The sequence below is a fragment of the Clostridium sp. chh4-2 genome, from assembly GCF_002899675.1.
In the GTDB taxonomy this organism is placed as follows: domain Bacteria; phylum Bacillota; class Clostridia; order Lachnospirales; family Lachnospiraceae; genus CHH4-2.
On record NZ_PKUU01000007.1, the window covers coordinates 34,854 to 58,745 of the forward strand.

Genomic DNA, 23,892 nt, shown 5'->3' on the forward strand with positions numbered 1-23,892 from the left:
TTTCGTACAATGATTAAAGGAGATGATAGAATGAAAAAAAGAATTGAATCAATTATGAGGGTTGCTTCCTACAGGCGTGTATCCTCCGACGAACAAGCGAAACATGGAGATTCTTTGCGCGATCAAGAGGAACGTACCCTTGAATACATAAATAACCATGATAACATGGTTCTCGCAGGCATCTTCACCGATGACGGAATTTCAGGGCAAAAGTTAGAGCGAGATGATTTTCAACGTCTAATGGATGCTGTCAAATCAGACGAAATTGATCTAATTATATTTACCAAATTAGACCGTTGGTTTCGTAGTTTACGACATTACTTAAATACCCAAGCTATCTTGGAAGAGCATAACGTATGTTGGACCGCCATAGATCAGCCATATTTCGACACCAGCACCCCACATGGCAGAGCTTTTGTCGCTCAATCAATGATGTGGGCAGAACTGGAAGCTCAAAATGATGGTATTCGTATAGTTGACGTTTTTAAAAATAAAGTAAAGTATGGTGAGGTGATCTCAGGAAAAGTTCCGCGCGGATATCGGATCGAAAACAAACATCTTATTCTTTCAGAAGAAGCACCAGCCATCTACGATAGTATCTTGTATTTTTTAAAAACACAATCTTTAAACGGCACAATTAAATATATGAGAAGTCAGCATGGCATAACGATGACACTTGCTAATTTTAAAGATAGCATTTTGCGTAATACCAAATATACTGGAAAGTTTCGTGATAATGATTCTTTCTGTCCACGTTTAATATCAGATGAAGAATGGAATGAAATTCAGAAAATTTTGGATTCCAACTTAAACATAAAATCAAGTCAACGGTATCCGTATATTTTTTCTGGACTTTTAGTTTGTGACGAATGTGGTTATAAACTTACAGGCTGTAAAATTAACGTATATACCAAACGAAAAAGCGGCAAGGAATATCGTTACCAATATCCTGGTTATGAATGCAAGCGCTTTCAAGCTTACAAGGAATGCTGTAACGGTGGAGAAATACGAGAGCAAAAAATTGAGGATTATTTATTGACGCACATTAGGGAAGAACTTCAATCCTATATTGCAGAATACAGCAATCAAAACAAAAATAGAATAGACAATCGTGCAAGAAAGAACGCTATTCGCAAAAAACTGGATCGTTTAAAAGAACTATATGTAGACGAACTTATCTCACTCGATGAATATAAAGTTGATCGTGCTAAATATTTAGAGGAATTAGAAAGCCTTCCGGATATCATTGAATCACCAGTTGATTTCACAAAGATTACCGAATTGCTGAACAGTGATTTTGAAACTGTCTATGCAACATTTGACAATGAAGAAAAGCGACGTTTCTGGCGTACTATAATTAAGGAGATCCGAATTACCAAAAGTACTAATCGTCAGCGTACTTTTAAGATATTTTTTTGATTTTGTTTTACCTCTAACCAAATTATCATACCGGAAACTGGCCGGGAAAGACGGTAGCCTCCGCTAGAGGTACCTTTGAATACGAGGCTCAAAGCTTTCTTCTGGTAGACCTGCCGGGTACTTATTCGTTATCAGCTCATTCGGAAGAAGAAGAAATCACCAGAGATTATCTAAGTTCAGGAGATGCGGACATGACGATTGTGGTCTGTGACGCCACTTGTCTGGAACGCGGACTTCATCTTTTAAAGCAGATTATCTCGCTGGATGAATTAAAAGATACCGGAAAACCGGTCATTCTGTGCATTAATCTGTGTGACGAAGCGGGTAAAAAGGGAATTGAAATCGATTTTGACCTGTTAAGAGACGTAATTCAGATCCCGGTCGTTTCCTGCTGCGCCAGATGTCAAAATTCATTGACAGCGCTGAAAAAAGCAGTTGCGGACGCCGTAACACAGACATTTCACTATGAATGCCTGGATTTTTCGCCCAAACGTCTGGCTGAAGAAGTGGTTGAATATACAAAAGCCGATTACCGCCGCAGAGAAGAGTTTTTAGACCGGATTGTGACAGGAAAAATAAGCGGGCTGCTTCTGATGATTGCTTTGCTTTTAGGCGTATTCTGGCTGACCATGACCGGGGCCAATTATCCGGGCGAACTGCTGTGGAAAGGACTGTTTTTTATAGAAGCAAGTCTGGCCCAATGGATGATCTCCATTCATGCACCGTCCTGGCTGATCGGAGTGCTTGTATATGGCGTTTACAGAGTTCTGGCATGGGTTGTAGCGGTTATGCTGCCTCCGATGGCGATCTTCTTCCCGCTGTTCACTTTATTGGAGGATCTGGGCTATCTTCCGCGTGTGGCATTTAACATGGATCATGCATTTCAAAAATGCAAGGCCTGCGGCAAGCAATGTCTGACTATGGCTATGGGGCTGGGCTGCAATGCGGCCGGTGTTGTGGGCTGCCGGATTATCGATTCGCCCAGGGAGCGTTTAATCGCAATTCTGACCAATGCCATGGTTCCGTGCAACGGCAGATTTCCGACGCTGTTTACGCTGATTACGCTTTTCTTTATTGCAGGCATTCATGACTCAGTCCTGGCTTCTCTCGGCTCCGCGGCTATTTTAACCTTGGCCATCGTAGGCGGAGTTATGGCGACGCTTGGCTGCTCCTGGCTTCTGTCACATACTTTGTTAAAAGGGGTTCCCTCTTCTTTCACATTGGAACTGCCGCCTTACCGAAGACCTCAGGTCGGAAAAGTTATAGTCCGCTCCATTTTTGACAGGACATTATTTGTCCTTGGCAGGGCGATTGCAGTGGCTGCTCCTGCCGGGCTTGTTATATGGGTTCTTGCCAATACCTATGTGGACGGCCAAAGCATTTTGCTCATTTTAACCGGATTTTTCGATCCTTTGGCAAAACTGATGGGCTTAGACGGCGTCATTCTGGTCGCTTTTATTCTGGGCTTCCCTGCAAATGAAATCGTTCTTCCGATTATCCTCATGGCCTATCTGCAAACCGGAACTCTGGTGGAAATGACGGACATCGCCGCTTTAAAAGACCTGCTGGTCAGCCATGGCTGGACTTGGGTTACTGCAGTCTGTATGCTCATATTCTGTCTGTTCCATTGGCCTTGTTCCACAACCTGCCTGACAATCCACAAGGAGACCGGTTCCTGGAAGTGGACCGCAGTGGCCGTATTGCTGCCCACCCTTTTAGGATTCTGTCTATGTGTGATCGTGTCTTCGGTTGCCCGGCTTCTGATCTAGGTGTATAATACCTACTGAATATAAATTGATGATGCGGAGGCTCTGATATCTATGATCAGTCAGGTTACAAAATTAAAATGTATGAATTTTGTGGAGCAGGTTCTCCATGTCCCGGGCAACTATTCAGGCGGTATTTTAGAGATGGCAATTGTTTTCGACAGCGCTTTGGACCGGAATACGTCAGCCACATTGACCGGAGATTTAATAAAGGCGTTAAAAGCTCACAGCCCTGTCTTTCGGAATGTGCTGCTGAATACAATCATATGGAAAAATGGAAAAGAAATGGTTAAATCAGTGACTCCAATGCCGATTCTGCAGATGGGACGCTTCTTTGATGATTGGGAAACTATTACGGAAGTCAAACCGGTTGATGAACTGGCCCGGCAGCTCCAACTATTTTATGCACGTTCAAAACTGATCTTTTTGTTGACAAACGGAGATTTTTTTATCGAACATGTGGATAACATCGCTTCTTATATGAAACCATTCTTGGAAAAGAAGCTGGTTATACTCACCACTGATAAAGAAGATACGGCATTAAAACTGACGCGGCGGACCTTATTAATTCCGCCGGAAATGATAGGATAATGCTTCAGCCGGATTTACGTCCCGCTTTGCTTGAAATTTGACAGAAATGGCGGCCGTTTTGGTTGTTCCGCTCCGATTTGGATAAACGCTCAGATTCATACAGCTAATTTATTCAAAAAGGACGTACAGAACAGAAACGGCCGCCATTTGCTGTTGGATTCGTTCTATGCCTTTTCCCATTCTGCAATCACAGTCTGCCCTGCTGCTGCATCCATACCGGTCAGATATTTGGGGGACTCATGGCCTTTCAGATCGGTGATAACAAAAACCACCAGATCGGAATAACCTTTCTCTTCGATTATTTTCCTGTCGAACTTTAGTAAAATATCTCCGCACTTCACTTTAGCCCCCGCTTTCGTGCAAAGCACAAATCCCTCGCCGTTTAACGCAACCGTATCCAAACCGGCATGAATTAAAACTTCGATTCCATTTGACAGCGTCATTCCTATGACATGTTTGGAATCGTCCATAACAACGCTGATCACTCCGTCCGCAGGCGCCACAACCTGCCCCTCTGTCGGATAAATCGCAACTCCATCTCCCAACCGTTTGGTGGAAAATACCGGATCAGGCACTTGATCCATGGGAATAACCGTTCCGGAAACAAAAGCTTTTAAATGGTTTGGCTGGTTCTTTTTCTTCATAAATGCGAACATTGGTTTCTTCTCCTTTTCGTAGGACCGTTCTATGGTTTCAGTCAAGAATAATGCTGTATTCCTGTTTTAACTGTTCATACTGAATCCTGCAGTTGGCCGGACTGGTGGACGGCAGCATGACAGATGGGATTCCAGTTTTCGGGTAACAGTATTTCTTATATAAAGCGGTCGCTTTGCTGCCTGTTGTAAAGATTTTCCGTATGCTGGCCTGTTTTAAAATGATGTCCATATCATTGGCAACCGGATTCTTAATGCTGGCATCATCGGCTCCCTGAATCTCACAGCTGGCGAGAACATCCCATAAAGCGATATGGTGCTTTTTTACCATAATTATCTTTTCTTCTATTGATATTGGCATTTGCTCGTTCAAAACATCTGAAAGAACTTTCCAGAACCGGTTTCTGGGATGGCCATAGTAAAATCCCTGTTCTCTCGATTTTGGAGAAGGGATGGTTCCCAATATTAAAATTTCTGAATCGGAATCATAGATTGGATCAAATTGATGTTGTACAACTTCTGACATATTAACCTCTATTCTGCTGGCGGTTGATGCCGCCATCGTATTTGAACCTTTTTATATCTTCTGTCTTCTCTATCATACCGCAAAATCTTCTTTTTTACATCATTTGGCTGAATTAAAATTATATAATTGAAAAAAGCAGCCTCAGGTTCAACCAAACCCTTAGCTGCCTTTCCTTATGTAAGCCGCTGACGGCTTTTTTTAATTACTGAGCTGCGCTTGTGCTTTCAGCTTCTTCTGCATTAGCTTCTACAGATTCAGAATCTGCTTCTTCTGTTTCAACAGATTCTGCTTCTTCTAAAGATGCTGCTTCTTCTGTTGATTCTTCTACGCTGGATTCTTCTGCGCTTGTTTCGCCTTCTGCAGATGTTTCATCAGCAACAGTTGTTTCTTCTGTTGTTGTTTCCTCAGCTGTTGTTTCAACAGTTGTCTCTACTGTTGTTTCTGCATTTGTGGATTCTGCTTTCTCACCGCCGCAAGCTGTTACGGATACAGCTAACATAGCTGCTAAAGCTACTGCGCACATACCTTTTTTAAATGTTTTTTTCATAATTAATTCTCCCTTTTGCCGCCTTATTATCGTTTCTTCAGCGACGTAATGAATTATAACAAATTGTGCTGAGAATGCAATCACATTCATAAAATAGTAAGATTTTTTCTTTTTTTCTTAATTCTTTTAATTATGTTTTCATACATTTCGAGCTTTTGTTCCAGTATATTACATTTATTTTAAGATAAAAACTGTCTGATCGGTTCTCAGTTTATTCTGATTATTAGCGGACACGCCTCTGTTTTACCCGTTTTTTCATCCAACTGGCCATATACATCATAAGTCCAATTAAAATCAACAGTAAGCCGATGGCAACCGTAATTATCACAGTACTTTTTATCCATAGCTTCCATCCCGGTCGTTTTTGAGGAGCCGGGATTTCTATTGTGCTGGGTTCTGTCTGCATCACGATATCTTCAAATACTTCGTCAGGTTCTTCTACCGGGCGGTAGACGGCTTTCCACTGAATACCACCTGGTTTAGTCAGAACGGTTTTGCCGCCATACCTCACCCGGTAATCGCATAGACGTTTTTCGCCGTATGCAGTCGCATCCCGGCACCATTGCCCCATATCATCCTGATAAGGCTGTCCATCCCAATCAATATTGGTTATACGATAGTCACTTTCAGGCAGACCTGCCATAGCCAGCAGGGTTCCTTCATATCCCTCTAATTTGGGCCGTTCTTCATCCGGTGTAATCAGATATTCTCCAAGCTGATATGCATCTGAGTTGTAATCATGGTAGGTAACCGGAAATTCCAAACCGGTCTCCCATCGATCTTCCAAACACACAGTCTCTAACAACGGAAATGTGGATACCATCCTCTCTCCAGTATACTCATTATAAATAGAAATTTCTGTGGTCTGGGGAATCGAATCAATATACTCCATCCGGTCATATATTACCTCATCTTCCACCATTTGCTCCGACTTTTCATCCGGCAGCTCCACCGTCTGCCAGGAATCCAGCTGATACACAATTCCATTCTCATCCACATACTCCTGTTGAGGCGGCTCAAATATCCGGCCTGCCGAATCAAATATCTCAGAGGTTTTCGTTATTTCTTCAGCCCTCGGCCCCTGAGCAAATGTTTCAGCAGAAAAACAGCAAATATAGAAAAGAACAGGTGCTATCACATATAATATCCGTTTCATCTTCTCCTCCGTTTTCTTCTGTTTAAATGTAATATCATTATCAGTGACGAAATTATTATTAATAATCTGGCCGCAATCCCTGCTGCCTCATCTCCAAGCTTAGGCAGATACAAAAATGGTTCTGTAAGCCAATTACCAAAACGCTGCCTGCCGGAAGGTGAATATTCAACTGTTATTAAACCGATTTTCCTTGTTTCCGGCACTTCCGGTTTTTGAGGACTGGGTGAATGCTCATTTTTACCGGAATGAATCCTAAAATTCTGATATTGAAATTTTTGAATTTCAAAATCATCAGTTATGTAAATATCTGCCGGAGCTGCCTTTTTATAGCCGGACGGGGCTTCCAATTCTGTTATCCGGTAATGTCCTGGTGGGAGACCATAAAGCATATGGCTTTCTTCCGTTGTGATCCATTCATCAAGAATGGTTCCATCGGCTGCGGATAACTGTAATTTAGCCCCTACTAATAACTGATCCGTTGTACCGATTACTTTGTCGATTGCTGTTTTTGTCGGTTCATCGTACATGGTCAGATAGGGAATTTCCGTCATATTTTCTTTAATGGTAAATTCAATGGATTCTGCCAAAGAGTAGCCTTCGCCCGGTGTCCGTATCTCTATGAGTAAATAGGTACCGGCGCTGATTCCGTTGATATAATGCGGCTGTTCCGTACTGATCCAATGGTCCACGATGTTCTTCGTATATTTACCAACAACCAGAAGCTCAGCTCCCGGAAGCTCTTCCTTGGTAGTCAAATTCTTTTTGCTGATCTTGACTTGATTTTGATTATCGGTGGCTTGGCACTGGTAATAGATCATTGGCGTAACCTCGTCCTCATACTGGAACTGGAACTCATGCACCTGTGGGTTCAGCATATAATCCATTGGCGCATCCACTTCTTGTATTTCATAGGTAAACGGATCAAATTTTCCCTGATCGTTTAACCGGCCGATTGGAACCGCATTGGAAGCAGTGGCTCTTCCGGTTTCGTCGGTGATTAATGTGTCCACAAGCTCCCCGGTATCCTGATTGGTTAAGGTGAATCTGGCTCCTGCAAGATATTCATCCGGGTGATCGGCATCTGATTTTTCAACTACCAAAATCCCTTCCGGAATTTCATCAACCATCTCCGTATACTGGATTTCTCCGGTGTCTAACACGGTAAATGGCATGTTAACCGATTGCAGGAATCCGTAGGGGGTTGTGGTTTCGATCAGAACATAGTCTCCTGCAGGGAGATATTCAATCCGGTGGGGTTTTAAATCACCAGGCTCAAAGCCATTCGGAATGAATCCGGTTTCCTGGTCTTCTTCGGTATAGCTTCCGTCACGGCCTGAGATCCAGGCATCGGAAGGTGATGCTTCCATGATTCCGTATTCATCGACTGGATGAATTTCCAGTCTGGCTCCATCCACTTCTTTTCCTCCGGTGATCTGGACCTTACCAAAATCCATGGTCAGAGGTTTATCCTCCATCATGTATTCCTGGGTTGTTTCCATATGGCCGGTATCTTCCACGGTAATGAGCATAGGATCAGCGGTTGCATATCCTTCCGGGGTGGATTCTTCTAATAAGACATAGAACCCAACCGGGAGATATTCAAACCGTGTACTGCCGGTTTCTGTTATGTAATATCGGGCCTGGCAGATATCTTCACTCATATCTGTGTAATGAATTTCGTAGTCGTATACCGTTCTGGTCACCCCGTATTCATCCGTTACCGTTCTGCCGGTTTCTGACACGGATTTGCCATCACTGGTTTCCCAAGTGGCAACCAGGCCGGTTTCTTCCCACAAAGGAATTTGGCGGCCAGGGTTCATTTTTGTTGTCTTTATCATGGGCTGACCTGCTTCATCCAGCTGTGCACGGTAAAGAGAAAGGGTGGCTTTATGCTCTTCATCCAGCGGCTCGCCGGTTTTGGAATCCACTTTTTTAATCTCAAGAGCGGTGTAGTCGTCTTCCATGACGAAGGTCTGTACGTCTCCGGTTTCCTTTACCTGTATCTCTACAGGAGAACTTTGTACATAGCCCCATTCATAAGGAACCTTCGTTTCTTCCAGTATGTAATTGCCTACCGGGATGTGGTCGATCCAGTGCGGCTGTGTCGTGGCAGCCATTTCATCCGGACGTGCCCAGCGCAGATTTCCGTTATCATCGTATTGATAACCGGAAATCCACTTGGCATAAGCGGACCCCTTTACCAGATGATATCCTTCCTCACTGTCATCCTCGATTCGTTCTGCACAGTATAAGGTCAGCTCCGCATCCTGGATCTCTGCTTTTGTATCAATGTCCAGCTTTGCGATATTGACTTTGGTAAATTTGTTTTGCAGGAAGAAATCTTGAACCTCCTTGCTTTCCCGGAAAATAATACCCAGGTATTCCGACTGTACATACCCTTGTTCAAATGGCACATCGGTTTCTTCCAGGATATAAGCCCCAAACGGAAGCCGGGTGATGGTATGGGTTCCGTCTTCCGGTGTAACCCACGCTTCGTCCTGCCAGGTAATATGGCCGTCTTTGTAGTAGATCGCAAGGCCGTTTTCATCTTTTACGGCATCAAGATCCGTATAAATGGTTTCGGCGGAACCGTCTGAATGAATCTGGATGGACTGGACTAACTGCTTCTCTCCTTCTTCATTTACCGGGTATACGATTAATTTCCCGTAATCATCGTAGACATAGGCCATGCCGGTAACGGGATCGGCGTAACAGATCCGGTTTCCACGGTCATCTAAAACATACAGCTCTCCGGTTATCGGATCCGGTTCTGTTGCAGTCGTTTCCAGGTCGTAGAAATACACATCAACCGGTTTGTTTTTAATCGCTTCCGTATCCCAGATATCCAAATGGGCCGGGCCGGTATCTTTTTCATTGGTGGTGATATCTAAGCGGCTTCCGGTTTCCGTTGCGGTTACCCGGATGATTTTTCCGTCTTCCGATTCGGATGAAACACCCTGGTATTGATTTGTTCCGGTCTTCTTTACTTCCAATCCTTTGTATAAGGCCAGACCAGCCCCTTCTGCCGGGATGCAAAATTGAATCCCTTTTCCGGAAAAGCTGCCGTCCAGCTCATAAAGGACTTTTACATCGGGACGGGCCAGTAGCTCCGCTTCCGTACCGCTTACGATTACCTCGGACCACTCCTGGTAAGTTTTGGTCACGGTTCCGTAATACTCCTTTGCATCCGGATTCCAGGTAATGTTTTTCACATCCCCTCTGGCTTCCAGATATTCTTTCCGGCCCCGTACCTGGTACGTGATGGTATCCCCCTTGTCGTTTACCCCGGTAAGATCATCTAAGGCATTTTCATCTCCGACTTTCTGATCCCCGTCCTCAACCTTATGAATGACCATCCTGGACGGATAATCTTTCACTTTGATTTGGTTCACGTCATAGGTATGGTATTTATTCTCTTCTCCCATAACCGGGATTGCGTACTGGTATTTCTCGGCGGTTACGGATTGGTTGGGATTTCCTTCCTCGTAGTAGTCCACCTTGTCGCTGTAAACCTCAAAGGCAACCGGCTTGCTCTTTAAGTAACCTTCCGGTGCCTGTACTTCCACCAGGACGTAGACACCGGCTCCAAGCGGCTGGTAGGTTTCAATATAACCAACCGGGATCTTTTCTATTTTTCCGCTTTCGGTCACAACCTCCTTCATGGTGGAATAGGCTTTGAAGATTCCCACCTCATTCCCGTCTGTATCCTGCATGATGATCTGCTCTGATTCGTCGTAGTCCGGAATGGTAACGGTCCCTTCATAGGTGCTGCCGTTCCAATGGATGCCGTCTGTATCTCCCCGGGCTTCCAGCTCTGCCCTGGTGCCGGTTACGGTGAAGGTTTTATAAAGAACCTTGCCAGTCCCAGCCACCCCGGTGGCTCCTACACCGGTGATATCACGCTTGGCTGCATAGATCTTAAACAGGGCACCGTCATGAATGATATTTTCCCCGGTAACGGAATCCAGCTTTTCAATCCGGATTTTGGAACTGTAGAAGCGGTTTTCCATGTCCGCAGATGCATAGGCAACGTAATTAAAGTTTCCGTTTTCATCAAGGCCCGGATCACGGTTTCCGATATCCCCGTTGTCATTGATAATCCCTCCGGTTACCGGGTTTTGGATCGACCATGGAACCAGTGCGGAAGCAAATTTCCGGTCCACCATGGTGGTGATTCCGGTCATGGTTTTTACCCCGTCCAGGGTGATCCCGTAATCGGTGATATGGCCGTTCCGGTCATAATAGGTTTCATAGTAAACGCTGTCCTGAGTGCCGGCATTTTCGCTTCGTCCATAGTGATAGTAATTCTGTACGGTTTCATTGCCGCAGTCCTGCCAGGCATCCGGTTCCAGGCCGTATTTAAAGATCTTGAAATCACCGTCATTGTTATGGGCTTCGATTACATCGGTTTCCTCATGGAAACGGATAAAGTACTTTTCACGCATGGTTTCCGGTGTCATTTCACTGTCGTACAGATAACTGCTGGAATCCACCCCTTCATGCACCGTACCGTCCGGGTCAATCTCCGGAACACGGGGAAGGGTGATTTCCTGTGGCTTGTCGATCTCATAATGCTTATTCGGGATTGTGGACGGCTGCTGTTCTACCAGGACATAGGTGCCATATGGCAGCATGGCCGAGGCAGCGTAATAATCGTCCACTCCGGTTCCCTGATCGGCATGGATCGTGGTCAGATCATGGTCCTTATCCTTGGCCGGGAGATCCCATTCAACGGCCAGGGTTTTTATGGATTCCGGATGTTCCTTGAAAAAGAGTTCATAATCGTATTCCAGATCGCCCTTATCAAGCGGAACCAGCTGGCCGGTATCAACCAGGTCCTGTTTCCGGTAGAGGCGGAAATAGAAATCCTTTAAGGTCTTTGTCCCTTTTTTTCCGTTGTATCCGCCGAACAGGACGGTGAATGGGTCCCGGTGGATTTTATAGGTATTTACATTGTCATAAGAAGTCTGAGCGATATCTTTTGTAATCTTTATCGCCTGTTTGATTATTCTCTGAAGGACGATGACCGGGACATTTCTGGTATTGCCGTCCTGGTAAATGACCGTCTGGCCAGGGTAGGCAAGATTCTGGAATTTAATATAGCTGCCCTGATCCAGTGCATTCTTTACGGTAAAGGCGCTGACACCGGCTCCCTTAATCTGGGCCAGATAATCCGAATAGAACCAGTCTTCGCCGTCAATAACGATCTCTTTTTCCTTCGTGACCGCCCGGTAGGTAACCGTTTGGCTTTCAGAAACAGCATTCCAATCCACAGTATTAGGAACATGGATGGTGTAGCTGCCGCTCGCTGCGTCATAACTGGCATTGACTGGAACCAGGCTGTAATTTACCGTGGTCTGGTCAAGATTGTCATAAATAAACTGTGTCTCATAAATCGGTATTCTGTTTCCGTTTAAGTCCAGGCGGTAATCACCGGCCCGGTAGGTTTGATAAAGCGGCTGGTACTGTTCCTGTAAAAACGGTTCCTGGTCTTCTAAGAACGGGACCGCTCCGGTAATGGTTTTGGACGGAAAGACAGATACATAAAATCCGTTCCTGGTAAAGCTTCCTGCCGGATAAGCAAGGAACAAGTGGCTGTCTGCCGCTCCCCCGGTTACCGTAATCTCTTTCCGGATGTAAACGGTTTGGGAAAGGGGATCATAAACCGCTTTCCACTTGGCCGCTTTGTAGTCGTAAAAGAGTTCTGCCTTGTAGATGCCGTCCTCTTCAAAGATCCGGTGGACGGCCGCACTGTCCCAGAAGGAATTGGATGCATACCAGTCAAGGAGTTCCTCACCGATTTCCTGATTCGTCTGTCCAACCAGATCCAGGATTGTCCATGGTGCTCCGCCACCGTCTTCATCATCCAGGGACTTGTATCCGGTCTGGCGTAACATCTCATTGACTTCATCCTTTAAATAATCCGGATCCACAGCGGTTTCATCGAACCACTTTTCCGCATCGGAAGGGCTGGCCGTTCCGGATGGATAGGTGCTGACCCGGTTATAGAGGTAATAGGATTCAGCAACCGGCTTATCCGTGTCATAGACCGGCTGGCCGGAAGCATCCAGAACAGGGATATAGTTTCCGGTGGAATCCAGTTTCTTTTCCCCCTCTTCTGCTTTTTCGTATTCTCCGGTTGCTACCTGTTTCGTTCCGATAACCACCTGTTCTTTTTTCGTGGTGGGAACACGTTCTGACTGGAAAAAGGTCGTTCCTTTGGGATATCCGCTCACGATAATGTCGTATCCGTTGGTTGTTTTATAGCTGGTAATATCAAATTCATTCCAGGAGCCGTCGTGTTCATCAATCGGATGATAAAGCCTCCCGGCAGAGACAGACCCGGCTTCGGTAATGGTGGTGGTGCCGGTTGCATTCCGGTTGGAATCGGTCAGGTTGATTCCGTAAACCGACAGTTCATAGCCCTCGGAACGGGAGATCTCCCGGATGTAATAGCTGCCTAAAATCAGAGGATGCCCAACCCAGCGGTGGTCATTGTTGGCCACGGTTTTAGAGGTATCGGTCTCTTCCGTGTAGGCCAGGAAAGAAGCGTCCCCGTTGATATCCGTGGAAGCTATGGCAACCAGGTCATTGGCCTTATAAACGGTCCCTGTTTTGCCGTCCGGGTGGACGATGTTTTCCGCTGCATATAGTCCGTAAACGGCACCTTCTAATGTGGCGTCGCCTTGTACCTGGCCGTAGCTTTTTTCCTTATCTTTGTTGTAAAGTTCCAGATCCCGTTTGTTAATATGGATCTCCCCTTCGGTACGGCGGTCGTAAACTTCATAGAGATAAGCGGACCGGTCCGGGGTTCCGGATGGGGGGATATCGGAAACGCTGTCATTGATTGGGGAGGGAAGGGAAACGCCGGTATCAAAGTCTCCCCAACCGCCGTCCTCGTCATCATCATCAAAAGCGAATAAGGAAAGGTTCTGGCCGATGGGCTGTATTGCTTCAAAGCCACGGTCCATAAGGGTGTAAAAGTAGGAAGCTCCTTCGGGGAAATCCTCTTCTGATTCTTCCACTTCTACCAGGTCATTGAATAGCTCGGTATCCACATCCAGAAGATCTTCCTCGTCTGCATCGGAAGGGCTGGCAGTTGGATCGGCGTTGGATGCAGTTGATACTGGCAGCGTTGCTTCGGCATCGGAGGAAGTAGCAATTGTTTCTTCCGGGTTCAGGGCTGGTATTTTTAGTTCAGCTTCTGTTTCCGTGATGAACCGGAACTCTTCTAAGGAGGCCGGGGCCACATATGGAAGCGGAAGGTTCCGGTTCCCTGGCTTCCATTCCAGACGGCCATTTGTAAGGGTTCCAAAGGCGGTTTTATCTCCTATGGAACGGGCCTGGTTCCATGCGGTTACCTGGCAGTCTGATCCGGCTTCAGAAGAATTAATCCGGATGGATGGAATGCTTTCATCATCATTGTGTTTCCCATGGAGGATGTAACCATACCGGGCGGTGGTTTCCTTGATGGTGTAGCCATATTCCAGGTGGATGAAGGTATCATACGTGCGTTCCCGGTCCTCGAGCATCTCTTCCAAGGCGTCCCCGGAATCCATGCCGTGATAGTGGGTGCCGTCTTCTGCTTTTTCCTCGCAAAGGGCGATCAATTCTTCCCATTGGGCTTCCAGCATGGCGTTCAGCTCCTCAGCTGCTTCGATTTCGTCCTCGTTTGTGACCTCTCCGGTCAGTTCGTCTTCTTCCTCTTCCGGGACCTCGACGTATTCCGGTTCCGGGTGGCCGTCGCAGTAGGTACGTTCATATTCGTAGCGTCTGGTATCGGTATGGTTGGCGGTCCCATCCGGTCCGGTTCGGATGGTGCCGCAGGTGCGCCAGCCATCCCAGGTAACGGGGGACGGCCACATGGAGCTTTTCGATACGCTTCCGTAAAGGCCGTTGCCCAGCTGGCCGCTGTCAAAGGATTCCAGGACTTCAAAGGTGGAACCTTCTAAGCCCTTGCCGGTTTCCGCACAGTATTTGGCCAGATCAATCAGGTAGTGGGATTGGAAGGTTTCTTTGTGGCGGTAAATATCGACGTGGGGCGGCTCCGGTTCATCGAGCATGGGACGGTCAGGGATGGTTACGCCGCCGATGTTGATGTAGATATAGTTTTCAGTATCCAACCCGGCACCAATCATGGCCTGGTCCCTGGTGCGTTCTGGTTTATAAATGGTAAGTGACTGACTATTTTTTTTGATTTTTTTCAATGAAGTAGGAACATCGCCTTCTATTAGTACAGTAGGCATAGATGCGCCGTTATAGCTAAGTGTTAAGGTTTTCCCTGAAATGGATTGCATCCATCCATCCGGTAATTTCCATCTGACCTCTGCGATTTCTGGTTTCTCTGAAAAATCTAAATGAATGGTATAAACACCATCCTCTAACGTCATTGTTTGTGCTGGGGCATCATCTTGATTAAACGAACACCATTCTGGAAGTCCCTTGGCTCCTTGGTAAGCGTTTTCGATCCAATCTTTTAGGCTTGTCCAAGCAGGTAATGTTCCGATTACGTGAGGGTCTATTATCTGCATGTATGAATCTACCTGATCCCATTCTCCTGCTATGACTGCCCAAACAGCCCCTTGGGCCGCTGCATACTGGCCATTTGTTGCAAGCCTGGCACCATTTTTGTCATACCAGTCACAGATCAAAGCCAACAGTTTGAAATCCTCTTCACTTGCGATATAAGGGACTTCATCATCCGTAATTTTGTAATGGCCTCCCATAACCCGAACATCGGACCCCATGTGATTTCCAGGATCGATACAGAAAGCAGTCTGGCCCGAAGTATCCATCCACCGGAATAAGTAATGGCGTTCCTGGCCAAATAAGATCTCAGATTTTCCTTTCCACAAATCTTTACCTGAAAATCCCATAGATTCATCTGCATATCCGGTTACGGGTGACAATAGATTAACCAGTAGTAAGACAACGGCCAAAACCCCGGAAAGCCATCGTTTTTTTAATTGATTCATTTGTTTTCCTCTTTTCTGATCAATTAGAATCTATTTGAACGCAAAAAAAGACTATGAAACATATTTCAATGTCCATAGTCTTTTTTGCGATTATTGTTATTCAGTTGTTATTAAAAGATTGGCTCTGTTGGGGCAGAGGAATCAAATTGAAGCTGTGTTCCGTTTAAGATCCAGATATATTGATCTACCCTATCTGATGGTATGGTTAAATCATTATTTAATATATAGTTGAAATTATCATTTTGATTATGATAAATATCTGTAAGAATTGATGGATCAATTTCATAATATTCGCCATTTATTTCAACGTAGTTCCATGCATGTGACAAATTACCGACATAATAACTTTTTATTCCAACAGCTCTAGTTAATAAATGAAAGCTTTGAGCAAATCCGTCGCATACAGAAATTCCTTTTACTAAACAGGAATAAGATGAATTAGTGTCTAATCCATCACCATCTATATTAATATATTTACTTCTTTTTGCAATAAAACGGATGGCCTTATCAGTTTTTTCATAATCAGTGGCATTTTTCCAGTCAAAGCTATTGAGAAATTCTTTTATTATATTAACGATTTCCACCTCATATTGAGTTAAGCCTTGATCCCATAACCCAGCTAAATACAGTAACACAATATTATCATGTAGCCTGGGTTCCCCACCATAGGTAAAGGAATTAACTTGAACATATTCAGGATTATTTTGGAATAACTCAGGCTTTCCATCAAAGCCGATGCTATAAGCAAGTGTTCCTTTTAGCGGATAGTCTGTTTCTTCTGGATAAAACAATTCTCCACGATAACTTTCTGCCGTGGCATAAACTACTTCACCATAATTTTCATCGTAATAAGCACCATTTTCATCTACCCAGCAACCATCTGGGGTATAACAATTGGTGAGCATATATCCGTTTTCATCCATGTAGTAAATAATATTTTCATTATTTTCATCAGGAACCCAGCCATTCGTTCGCCAGCTTCCATCGAATAACTGATACTTCCATCCTCTTTCATCCTGTACCCAACCTTCCGCTGCATAAGCGGTAATTGGTGTCACTGCAAGAATCCCGGAAAGTGCTAAAATTAATAATCTTCTTTTTTTCATAACTCATTCCCCCTTCTATGATTGAAATGTGCTACCAGTAGCACATTTTAACGTTTGTAGCTTTTTACAATATAACATACTGATAAGCTCATAGCAGCTGTGCGTAAAAATGACAAAATATTTTTCTTCTTCATATAGGAATCCGTCCGTGCGCTATTGAAAAGCTGAACCAGGTAAATGATAAATAGTCCACAGGCGAGATAAAATAAACAGTGCTCTTTCACATTAGAACTAAAATTTCCTTTGTACATTTTCCATTTACTCCTTTGCTGATGAAATGTGCTACTGGTAGCACATTTATATGATTTGACATTTTTTTACGAAAATGTTATATTAAAAGTACAAATAGGAATAACCGCCACACAAAGGTGGAAACTTCCAGGTTTTGTTGGGAAAAACTAACCTCTCAATATGAGAGGACCCCATCCTGTCGGCTAACAGGGTGGGATTTTTTTTCTCTAATTCGTGCCTATCTATGTAGGTCAGTAATGCGAGAATGAGTGCTGCAAATAGCATAATATCGCTAAATGTAAACATCATCATATGCACCACCTCCCATCTTTTGTAATATACAAAAACTGGAAGGCATCCACCCTGTATCACGGTTATTCCATAGCAATTAGTATAGCATGGAAAACGTAAAAATGCGATAATGATTAGAAATTTATAAATATATTATTTGTGCTACCAGTAGCACAAATCGAAAACTAACATCTCAATATGAGAGAACCCCATCCTGTCGGCTAACAGGTGGGATTTTTTTCCCTAATTAGTGCCTATCTATGTAAGTCAGTAATGCGAGGTTACATCTGTAGTTATCTTTTGATGTATTTATCAAAGGAATGGGCTTTCCGCTTTAGTAAATTTTTGATTAATCCTTTTGTGTACGTATTTTTAAAATCTGCTGGACGTTCCTCATGAGTTTCTAAAATCTGTATTCTAGGATCTTTGGCTGAGAAACATAGTTTAGGGGTGAAAAATAATGTATTATCACATAAAATGCAATCTATATCAACAACGCCACCTTGGCTATCCAATAGGCTTTTGGGAATCCGTATTCTGGTATATTTGATCCCACGTATTTTTTTTGCATCATCTTTTGTGATCTTATCAAGATATAAATTGTAAAGTAAATCTAAGTTATATGTAGAAACCAGGCGGCAGATCGATTCAGGTGAATAAAAATTTGTGAAATTTTTGCTGGCTGATGTGTGATGTCTTTCAGTGGGTAAGAGATAATTGGATTTTATTAGCCAATGAAAGAAACTTACAGAATAGGAGAAGCCCAGCTCCTGTAATACATTATTTGTGAAATAAGATTTTGGTTTTAATCCATTATCATGGGCTGCTTGAGCATTAACACTCATTCTCTTTTCTATATATCCCTTGCCGCGTTGAATATCGGGACGACTTTTCATAGAAGTTTTCAGTTTGTCATAAGCATCCTCTAATGGAATCGCAATATACATTCTGCCATCCAGGATCATATTGATAGATTCATCGCTTGTGAAGGAGTATTTGATCCTTTTATTTGAGGGTAGTCTACGATTACACTCTGAGATCAAACGATATACCATTCCTTTATCAATGCCTGTATTTTCTTTATCCAATTATTTACCTCACTTTCATATCCGGCAGATATATGCAAATGGATTAAGTAAATTAAAAATAAAGATAAGGAATACAATTATGAATGTTGCAACGGCTATAACGTCTTTGAAATCAAGATCCATATGCACCACCTCCCATCTTTTGTAATATACAAAAACTGGAAGGAGTCCACCCTGTATCACGGTTATTCCATAGTTTTTAGTATAACATAATTCCCGTAAAAATACGATGTCATTATACTATTCCACCTTAAATATCCCATTCAAAACAAAGCACGCTTCATCCCGTGGCCTGTCCCCCGGATAAACTTCCAAATCCTCCTCTTTTCCATAAAGACAATATCCATGTTTAAATGTATGAAACTGATCACCTCTCTTAACATACAGAGGCATATACCTTTCACAATTGCCGCAGACCGCTTCGACCGGCCCCATCACTTTATCCGACGGCCTGTAAATTTGAAACAGCAAATCTCTTTTTGCAGACATGCGTATCCTTCCCAAAGTTTCCGGAAGAAAATACATGCTTTCAGGAGCCGAATTTTCCTCCTGACTGACAAAAACATCTTCATGATTCCAATCTCCGGACCACCAAATATCAAATAATTCCGTTGCCGTAAGCCGTTCCTTATATACAAAATAATTTTCTGCCTGCATCAATTCTCTCTGGAACATAATAATCTCCTCCTTCAAATATTCTCAAAAAACAATCATTATCGAAAATCCGACTACAAAACGGACTATAAGACTATAGCACATGCTACTATGCCATGCCCACCCCCGCTTAGACCAATTCAGCAAAATCTTCTAACTTCGCATTTCACTCTTCCTATATCACCTGCATCACAAAAATCAGCTATTCCTTAAAAAACAAGCTATTCCCAATATAACCGTACTGCTTTCATCACCATTCTTCCATCCCCTAAAACCAAACGCCATAATATTAACTAACAATTATAAAACTATGGATTTTCCATATTCAATTTTCAATGTACTGTTTTTCCATCTTTGGGAAATATATGGTTAAGAACTAACCACATTTATAACGAATCTCTATTCAGAAAAATAAGATTATGGGGTCATTATACATAAACTCGCCTCATATAGCAAGCATTTTTAATAAGTTTTTGTAAGTTTTAATAAGATCTAATAAGATTCTATAAAATTACACAGCCATTCCGCCCTCCAAGTTCTCTGTCGGCTCCAACTCTTTTTCCCCTCCCGCCTCCCTCCACCTAAAAAAGACCGGAAAACCATCGGTTTTCCGGCCCTATTCCCACTCTAAACACTCTATTATCTTCTAAAACTATTATACACATGTCCTGGAGCCATACCGCCTCTATAAGCTGCTAATTCACTAACCGTCACCAGCTGATATCCCCGTTCCGTCAAAGCAGGAATGATAATCTCCGCTGCATCCCCAGTCGCCGTATACAAATCGTGCATCAGCACGATGTCACCGTCTTTTACATTATTAAGAACCGCATTAACCGTGCTCTGTGTATTTCTGGTCTTCCAGTCTCTTGTATCAATCGACCACATGATCGCAGGCATCCCCATGTTCCCCAAAGTCTCTAACGATGCAGCGTTATAATATCCTCCGCAAGGGCGCAAAAGCGTTGGCGTAACACCGGATGCATTGGCAATCACCTGATTCGTCGCTCCCACCTGAGAAATAATACCGTCGGCGCTTAAACTTGTCAGATATTTATGGTCATATGTATGATTTGCCACTTCGCAGCCCTGATCGGCCATCTGTTTCACATAAGCTGCATGTCCGGGCACACGGTTACCTACCATAAAGAAGGTTGCACGGCCTCCGTTGGCTGCTAACGACGCCAGAATCCTGTTTGTTACACCGGTCTGAGGGCCGTCGTCAAATGTCAGGGCAACCATAGGGCGGTTTGGATCAATCGCGCCAAAAACGCTGTCTTCCGGTTCACCAGCTCCCTTAGCAACTGCGGAAATGCGGATGCCGTCAATCTTTTGTCCCACGCCGCTGGCGCCTGCTTCCGCTCCGTTCATGGCCCACTCTGTCCAGGCTCCATTTTGCAGAACCTTATAATAAATATCATAATTTTCTTCCAATTGCCCTGTCAACTTAACGCTGACCGCTTCCAGCGGCATATCCGTATCCGTCTGATTGCTGTCCGCCGCATTCTCCACCCAATCCAGCCAGCCGGAACCGCTTAAATTTACCTTATACGCTATGGTTCCCGTCATTCCCTCCGGCTGGTTTACCAGAGAAGCTTTCATGCCGGTAATATAGGTGCCGGCAGCAGGCAGACACGGCATATTATCATTTACATATGGCTTCCAGCCTTGTCCGAACTGGTATGTGCTGTAAATCGCTTTCATCGGCTCCTGCGCGGCAGTTTCATCCGCTCTTGCAGTCATCAGACTGCCCCCCGCACAGATGCCGGCACACGCCAGGCCGGCCATTAATTTCACTATCACTTTCTTAATCATACTCAAATCTCCTCATCTAAATAATCATTCATATTACCGAATACTAATCTGCAAAGATTTAAGTATTCCTGATAAGAAGGGTACTCCGCCAGCTCGCTTAATTCCCTGGCCACATTCTCATAATACCATTTGTGATGCTGCTTGCGTTTTTCATTAAAACGGTTCCAAATACCGTCTCCGATTGCAAGGTAATCTCTTGCCGTACACCGCATATTGCTGAGCTTGTCCCCCAATGTGATGATCTTTACATCCAGACTGGCACAGCGCAGATGCTCTATGGTAGCCGCTTTTCTTTCATGCCACGATTTCGTTTTATCCTCGGTTTCTTCCCAAACCAGAGAAGCGACTCTTGGACCAAATTCCTTTTCCAGAACTTCCCGGGTCACCCCTGCATCTTCAATCACATCGTGAAGCAGCGCGGCTGCTACCATCTCTTCATCGTCCGTTATCATAGAAACGATGACGGCTGCTTCTAAAGGATGAGTGATATACGGGATCAGAGTTCCCTTTCTAACGGCACCACTATGTGCTTTAGTAGCGAAAGCTACAGCTTTTTGTATCATGAGATTCCCTTTCTGTAAACAATATGACATTTCTTACATCATAACACAGAAACTTACAATTTAGAAGATAAACTTGTAAGAGAGGCCATTTTCTGATATGCTATTCTAGCAGGCATTATTATACTAAACAGGAGGTTTCTTTTTACATGAGAGATTATGCATACAGCACCTCGCACAGGCGCAGACACACAGGAAGATCCGGACATTCTGTTTCCTCCGGGCAGGAATGGCTACATATCCTGCTGTTTTATGTTCTTCCATTTATCGTTGTTAACGGTTTGATTTTTTTCCTGGTAACCACAAAACCCAAATGCGAATTAACAGTCGGCGAAACGAATGATTATCTGAGCACAGAAGTTCAGCTGAGTATTAAATCATTTCTTCCTACCAAAGATCTGACTGTAACACTGGACTCCGAACCGCTGGAGATGGTTAAGGGGAAAAACGGCATCTACACAGCCACCGTCACCAAAAACGGCGCGTTGGAGATTTCCGTGAAAAGCATAAACGGAATGGCCGCTTCCAGTTATGAATATATCAGCGTTTTGGATGATAATCCACCGGCAGTAAGCAGTTCTGCGTTTGAAGACGGCATTCTGACTTTTACCTTGGAAGACAGCCAGTCAGGAGTTAATTACGACTCCATTTACGCCACAGATTCCGTAGGAATCACAATCTACCCAACGTCGATTGATAAGAACACAGCTACCATCACCTTCCCTATGGACGCAGATGGTTTAACCGTATTCATCAGTGATATGTCCGGCAATCAGGGGCAGATCACCTTCACGCCTCAGTCCGTTTCCGACGGCAGTTCCGAAGAGACTTCCGGCTCCGTTTCTGAGTCCGAGGCAGAGACAAATCTTCAGGTCAACTAATCAAAAAGAGATTTTAAAGCTGCGGGAACGGCCTCCCCATTCCCACAAGCTTTAAAATCTCTTTTCCGACATCCAGCTCTGCTGTTATAAGCTTTCCCAAATCCTGACAATTCTATTCCCCATATTCGTTATTCATGGTAAGCTTTTGCGATTTCCTGTATAAATGTTTCCCGCTCCTGCGTATTATATCCTTCAAAATAAACGGTATCAATATCCTCGTGGTTAAACAGGAACTGGTAATCAGGTCCCATATTTCCCTCCGGATAAAATACACCGATATAATCATATTCGATCTCAGGATTCTTGCTGTCCAATTGTTTAATTCCGTAAATCATCAATTTTTTCTTCGCATTCTTCAGTAAAATCACTGAACCAATGGGCAATAAATCTTTTATCATATCTGCTTCTCCTCTATCTCTCATTTTATCCAAAGGACCACTTCCACTTGGGAAGGATATTCCCTATACTCCGGACCGCACCTGTAAATGTATCCTTAACCGCATTTCCCACGTTAGACACCACTTCCCTGGCCCCATTAATCACAGCTTCTCCAACATCTAAAATGGTATCCGAAACCAGTTCCGTCACCGCTTTCCCGGTAATCTGTTTACAAGCATAATCAAGTACCGCAGATGCCGCAACCGCTACGCCGCCCACTACAACTGCCGGCGCAGCAATTCCGAGGGCCGCTGCCCCAGCCGCCACGCCTGCTGCCAGGGCAGCTCCTTTTGCAATATCGACGCCTGTTTCCATCACAGTTTCAGCCACCGCTCTTCCTGCGGTAATTTCGCCTTTCGAATACTCCTCATAATTGCTGAAACCGTTGGCGACCAGGGCCAGCGTCCAGCCCGCTATCTTCGTGCCTTTTAAAACCTTTCCAGCAGTATCCCCGGTCATTTCGTATTTGAACGCCTGGCCGAACGTATCCTTGGCAGACTCCAGTCTTCCCATCCAGCCCGCAGTCTGGCTGAATGATGCCGCTTTATATGCATTAAGGCCTAATGCCTCGATCCAATCCACAGAACCGTTTCCGATCAACTTCTCTGAGCTCATAATAGTCTTTCCAAGACCTTTAATAATGCTGCCCGCGTCCTTATAGGACATTCCGTCATTGTCCATGAGCACTTTAATAACAGCATTGACAACCGCAGTGGCGCCACCTATATCACCGGCTTTTTCCACGATTCCCAGAATCATCTTGATTGTTTCTTTCGGCAGGTCTGCATACCACGGCTTTTCATCATCCGCACCGCCGCTGCCACCGCCGTTTCCAGGCGGTTCGGCCGTTCCTGTATTGGTTTCCTGAGCCCTGCCTGTGATACTGTCTTCACAGTCTATGTACAATTTATTTACCGCCTGCAGCGAGGTATACATAGCCCCCATCTTACGCTTTTCTTCCTCAAGCTCGCTTGCCAAAGCTTTAATTCTCCACTGAATCGAAGAATAGGAGGATGTGCTGATTCCCTCTGCATTTCTCACATTGCCCACTTCAGAGCTTAAATCGTCCAGCTTGCCTGAATATCCGTTTAAGTCTTCCGCTAAAGCGGACACTTTTTCCGGTTTAATATGAAAACCTGACACTCATCTGCCCCCTTATCTACATAAAGCCCGTATTTTCACATCTTTCTCCCCA

Annotated in this window: 16 protein-coding genes and 1 pseudogene; 5 read left to right on the plus strand and 12 right to left on the minus strand. The window is 44.4% G+C overall.

Features of this window, described 5'->3' with window-relative positions:
* The first annotated feature begins 30 nt into the window (after positions 1 to 30).
* The 4 genes and pseudogenes from C0033_RS09030 to C0033_RS09040 all read left to right on the plus strand — a co-directional run bounded on the left by C0033_RS09030 (position 31) and on the right by C0033_RS09040 (position 3,776).
* The gene (locus C0033_RS09030; RefSeq protein WP_180994651.1) at positions 31 to 1,419 is read left to right on the plus strand and encodes a recombinase family protein; all 1,389 of its coding nucleotides are present in this window, start codon (positions 31 to 33) and stop codon (positions 1,417 to 1,419) included.
* A 35-nt stretch (positions 1,420 to 1,454) separates the two neighbouring features.
* Positions 1,455 to 1,841 (plus strand): annotated as a pseudogene (locus C0033_RS27425) (FeoB small GTPase domain-containing protein); the annotation flags it as partial.
* A gap of 366 nt (positions 1,842 to 2,207) precedes the next feature.
* Positions 2,208 to 3,188 (plus strand): nucleoside recognition domain-containing protein, encoded by a 981-nt coding sequence (locus tag C0033_RS27430; protein WP_347501083.1) that lies wholly within the window; start codon positions 2,208 to 2,210, stop codon positions 3,186 to 3,188.
* A gap of 51 nt (positions 3,189 to 3,239) precedes the next feature.
* On the plus strand, positions 3,240 to 3,776 hold the full coding sequence (locus C0033_RS09040) for a hypothetical protein (protein ID WP_103227533.1): 537 nt from the start codon (positions 3,240 to 3,242) through the stop codon (positions 3,774 to 3,776).
* Between the two features lie 164 nt (positions 3,777 to 3,940).
* Here the strand turns inward: C0033_RS09040 and C0033_RS09045 are convergent, their stop codons facing one another.
* The 10 genes from C0033_RS09045 to C0033_RS09100 all read right to left on the minus strand — a co-directional run bounded on the left by C0033_RS09045 (position 3,941) and on the right by C0033_RS09100 (position 21,381).
* On the minus strand, positions 3,941 to 4,432 hold the full coding sequence (locus C0033_RS09045) for a PTS glucose transporter subunit IIA (protein ID WP_103227534.1): 492 nt from the start codon (positions 4,430 to 4,432) through the stop codon (positions 3,941 to 3,943).
* Between the two features lie 37 nt (positions 4,433 to 4,469).
* Entirely contained in the window at positions 4,470 to 4,991 is a 522-nt protein-coding gene (locus C0033_RS09050) for a DNA-deoxyinosine glycosylase (protein ID WP_242984459.1), read from the minus strand.
* Positions 4,992 to 5,157: 166 nt separating this feature from the next.
* Entirely contained in the window at positions 5,158 to 5,592 is a 435-nt protein-coding gene (locus C0033_RS09055; RefSeq protein WP_180994652.1) for a hypothetical protein, read from the minus strand.
* 133 nt (positions 5,593 to 5,725) lie between these two features.
* Complete coding sequence (locus tag C0033_RS09060) at positions 5,726 to 6,658, minus strand: hypothetical protein (RefSeq protein WP_103227537.1); 933 nt, start codon at positions 6,656 to 6,658, stop codon at positions 5,726 to 5,728.
* Positions 6,655 to 15,633, minus strand: coding sequence for a SpaA isopeptide-forming pilin-related protein (locus C0033_RS09065; RefSeq protein WP_103227538.1), 8,979 nt, complete (start codon positions 15,631 to 15,633; stop codon positions 6,655 to 6,657). Before C0033_RS09065 ends, C0033_RS09060 begins: the two co-directional genes overlap by 4 nt.
* Before the next feature lie 110 nt (positions 15,634 to 15,743).
* Positions 15,744 to 16,739, minus strand: a complete 996-nt coding sequence (locus tag C0033_RS09070; RefSeq protein ID WP_103227539.1) for a transglutaminase domain-containing protein — start codon at positions 16,737 to 16,739, stop codon at positions 15,744 to 15,746.
* An 815-nt stretch (positions 16,740 to 17,554) separates the two neighbouring features.
* The gene (locus C0033_RS09085; RefSeq protein ID WP_103227542.1) at positions 17,555 to 18,349 is read right to left on the minus strand and encodes a hypothetical protein; all 795 of its coding nucleotides are present in this window, start codon (positions 18,347 to 18,349) and stop codon (positions 17,555 to 17,557) included.
* 240 nt (positions 18,350 to 18,589) lie between these two features.
* The gene (locus tag C0033_RS09090) at positions 18,590 to 19,024 is read right to left on the minus strand and encodes a hypothetical protein (RefSeq protein WP_103227543.1); all 435 of its coding nucleotides are present in this window, start codon (positions 19,022 to 19,024) and stop codon (positions 18,590 to 18,592) included.
* A 618-nt stretch (positions 19,025 to 19,642) separates the two neighbouring features.
* Complete coding sequence (locus C0033_RS09095) at positions 19,643 to 20,818, minus strand: polysaccharide deacetylase family protein (protein WP_103227544.1); 1,176 nt, start codon at positions 20,816 to 20,818, stop codon at positions 19,643 to 19,645.
* A 2-nt stretch (positions 20,819 to 20,820) separates the two neighbouring features.
* Positions 20,821 to 21,381, minus strand: coding sequence for an HD domain-containing protein (locus tag C0033_RS09100; protein WP_103227545.1), 561 nt, complete (start codon positions 21,379 to 21,381; stop codon positions 20,821 to 20,823).
* A gap of 146 nt (positions 21,382 to 21,527) precedes the next feature.
* Here C0033_RS09100 and C0033_RS09105 point away from each other — a divergent pair, with 146 nt between their 5' ends.
* Positions 21,528 to 22,259 (plus strand): hypothetical protein, encoded by a 732-nt coding sequence (locus tag C0033_RS09105; protein ID WP_103227546.1) that lies wholly within the window; start codon positions 21,528 to 21,530, stop codon positions 22,257 to 22,259.
* Between the two features lie 128 nt (positions 22,260 to 22,387).
* On the opposite strand, the gene C0033_RS09110 is transcribed toward C0033_RS09105, so the two are convergent.
* Both C0033_RS09110 and C0033_RS09115 read right to left on the minus strand, forming a co-directional pair.
* Positions 22,388 to 22,657 carry a DUF4176 domain-containing protein gene (locus C0033_RS09110; protein WP_103227547.1) on the minus strand — a complete coding sequence of 90 codons (270 nt, stop codon included), beginning with the start codon at positions 22,655 to 22,657 and terminating at the stop codon, positions 22,388 to 22,390.
* A 25-nt stretch (positions 22,658 to 22,682) separates the two neighbouring features.
* Complete coding sequence (locus tag C0033_RS09115) at positions 22,683 to 23,840, minus strand: hypothetical protein (RefSeq protein ID WP_103227548.1); 1,158 nt, start codon at positions 23,838 to 23,840, stop codon at positions 22,683 to 22,685.
* Positions 23,841 to 23,892 lie beyond the last annotated feature (52 nt).

Coding starts and splice junctions, on each gene's coding strand:
- C0033_RS09030 (WP_180994651.1), top strand. CDS start 31: ATGAAAAAAAGAATTGAATCAATTATGAGGGTTGCTTCCTACAGGCGT.
- C0033_RS27430 (WP_347501083.1), top strand. CDS start 2,208: ATGCTGCCTCCGATGGCGATCTTCTTCCCGCTGTTCACTTTATTGGAG.
- C0033_RS09040 (WP_103227533.1), top strand. CDS start 3,240: ATGATCAGTCAGGTTACAAAATTAAAATGTATGAATTTTGTGGAGCAG.
- C0033_RS09045 (WP_103227534.1), bottom strand. CDS start 4,432: ATGTTCGCATTTATGAAGAAAAAGAACCAGCCAAACCATTTAAAAGCT.
- C0033_RS09050 (WP_242984459.1), bottom strand. CDS start 4,991: ATGGCGGCATCAACCGCCAGCAGAATAGAGGTTAATATGTCAGAAGTT.
- C0033_RS09055 (WP_180994652.1), bottom strand. CDS start 5,592: ATGAATGTGATTGCATTCTCAGCACAATTTGTTATAATTCATTACGTC.
- C0033_RS09060 (WP_103227537.1), bottom strand. CDS start 6,658: ATGAAACGGATATTATATGTGATAGCACCTGTTCTTTTCTATATTTGC.
- C0033_RS09065 (WP_103227538.1), bottom strand. CDS start 15,633: ATGAATCAATTAAAAAAACGATGGCTTTCCGGGGTTTTGGCCGTTGTC.
- C0033_RS09070 (WP_103227539.1), bottom strand. CDS start 16,739: ATGAAAAAAAGAAGATTATTAATTTTAGCACTTTCCGGGATTCTTGCA.
- C0033_RS09090 (WP_103227543.1), bottom strand. CDS start 19,024: ATGTTCCAGAGAGAATTGATGCAGGCAGAAAATTATTTTGTATATAAG.
- C0033_RS09095 (WP_103227544.1), bottom strand. CDS start 20,818: ATGATTAAGAAAGTGATAGTGAAATTAATGGCCGGCCTGGCGTGTGCC.
- C0033_RS09100 (WP_103227545.1), bottom strand. CDS start 21,381: ATGATACAAAAAGCTGTAGCTTTCGCTACTAAAGCACATAGTGGTGCC.
- C0033_RS09105 (WP_103227546.1), top strand. CDS start 21,528: ATGAGAGATTATGCATACAGCACCTCGCACAGGCGCAGACACACAGGA.
- C0033_RS09110 (WP_103227547.1), bottom strand. CDS start 22,657: ATGATAAAAGATTTATTGCCCATTGGTTCAGTGATTTTACTGAAGAAT.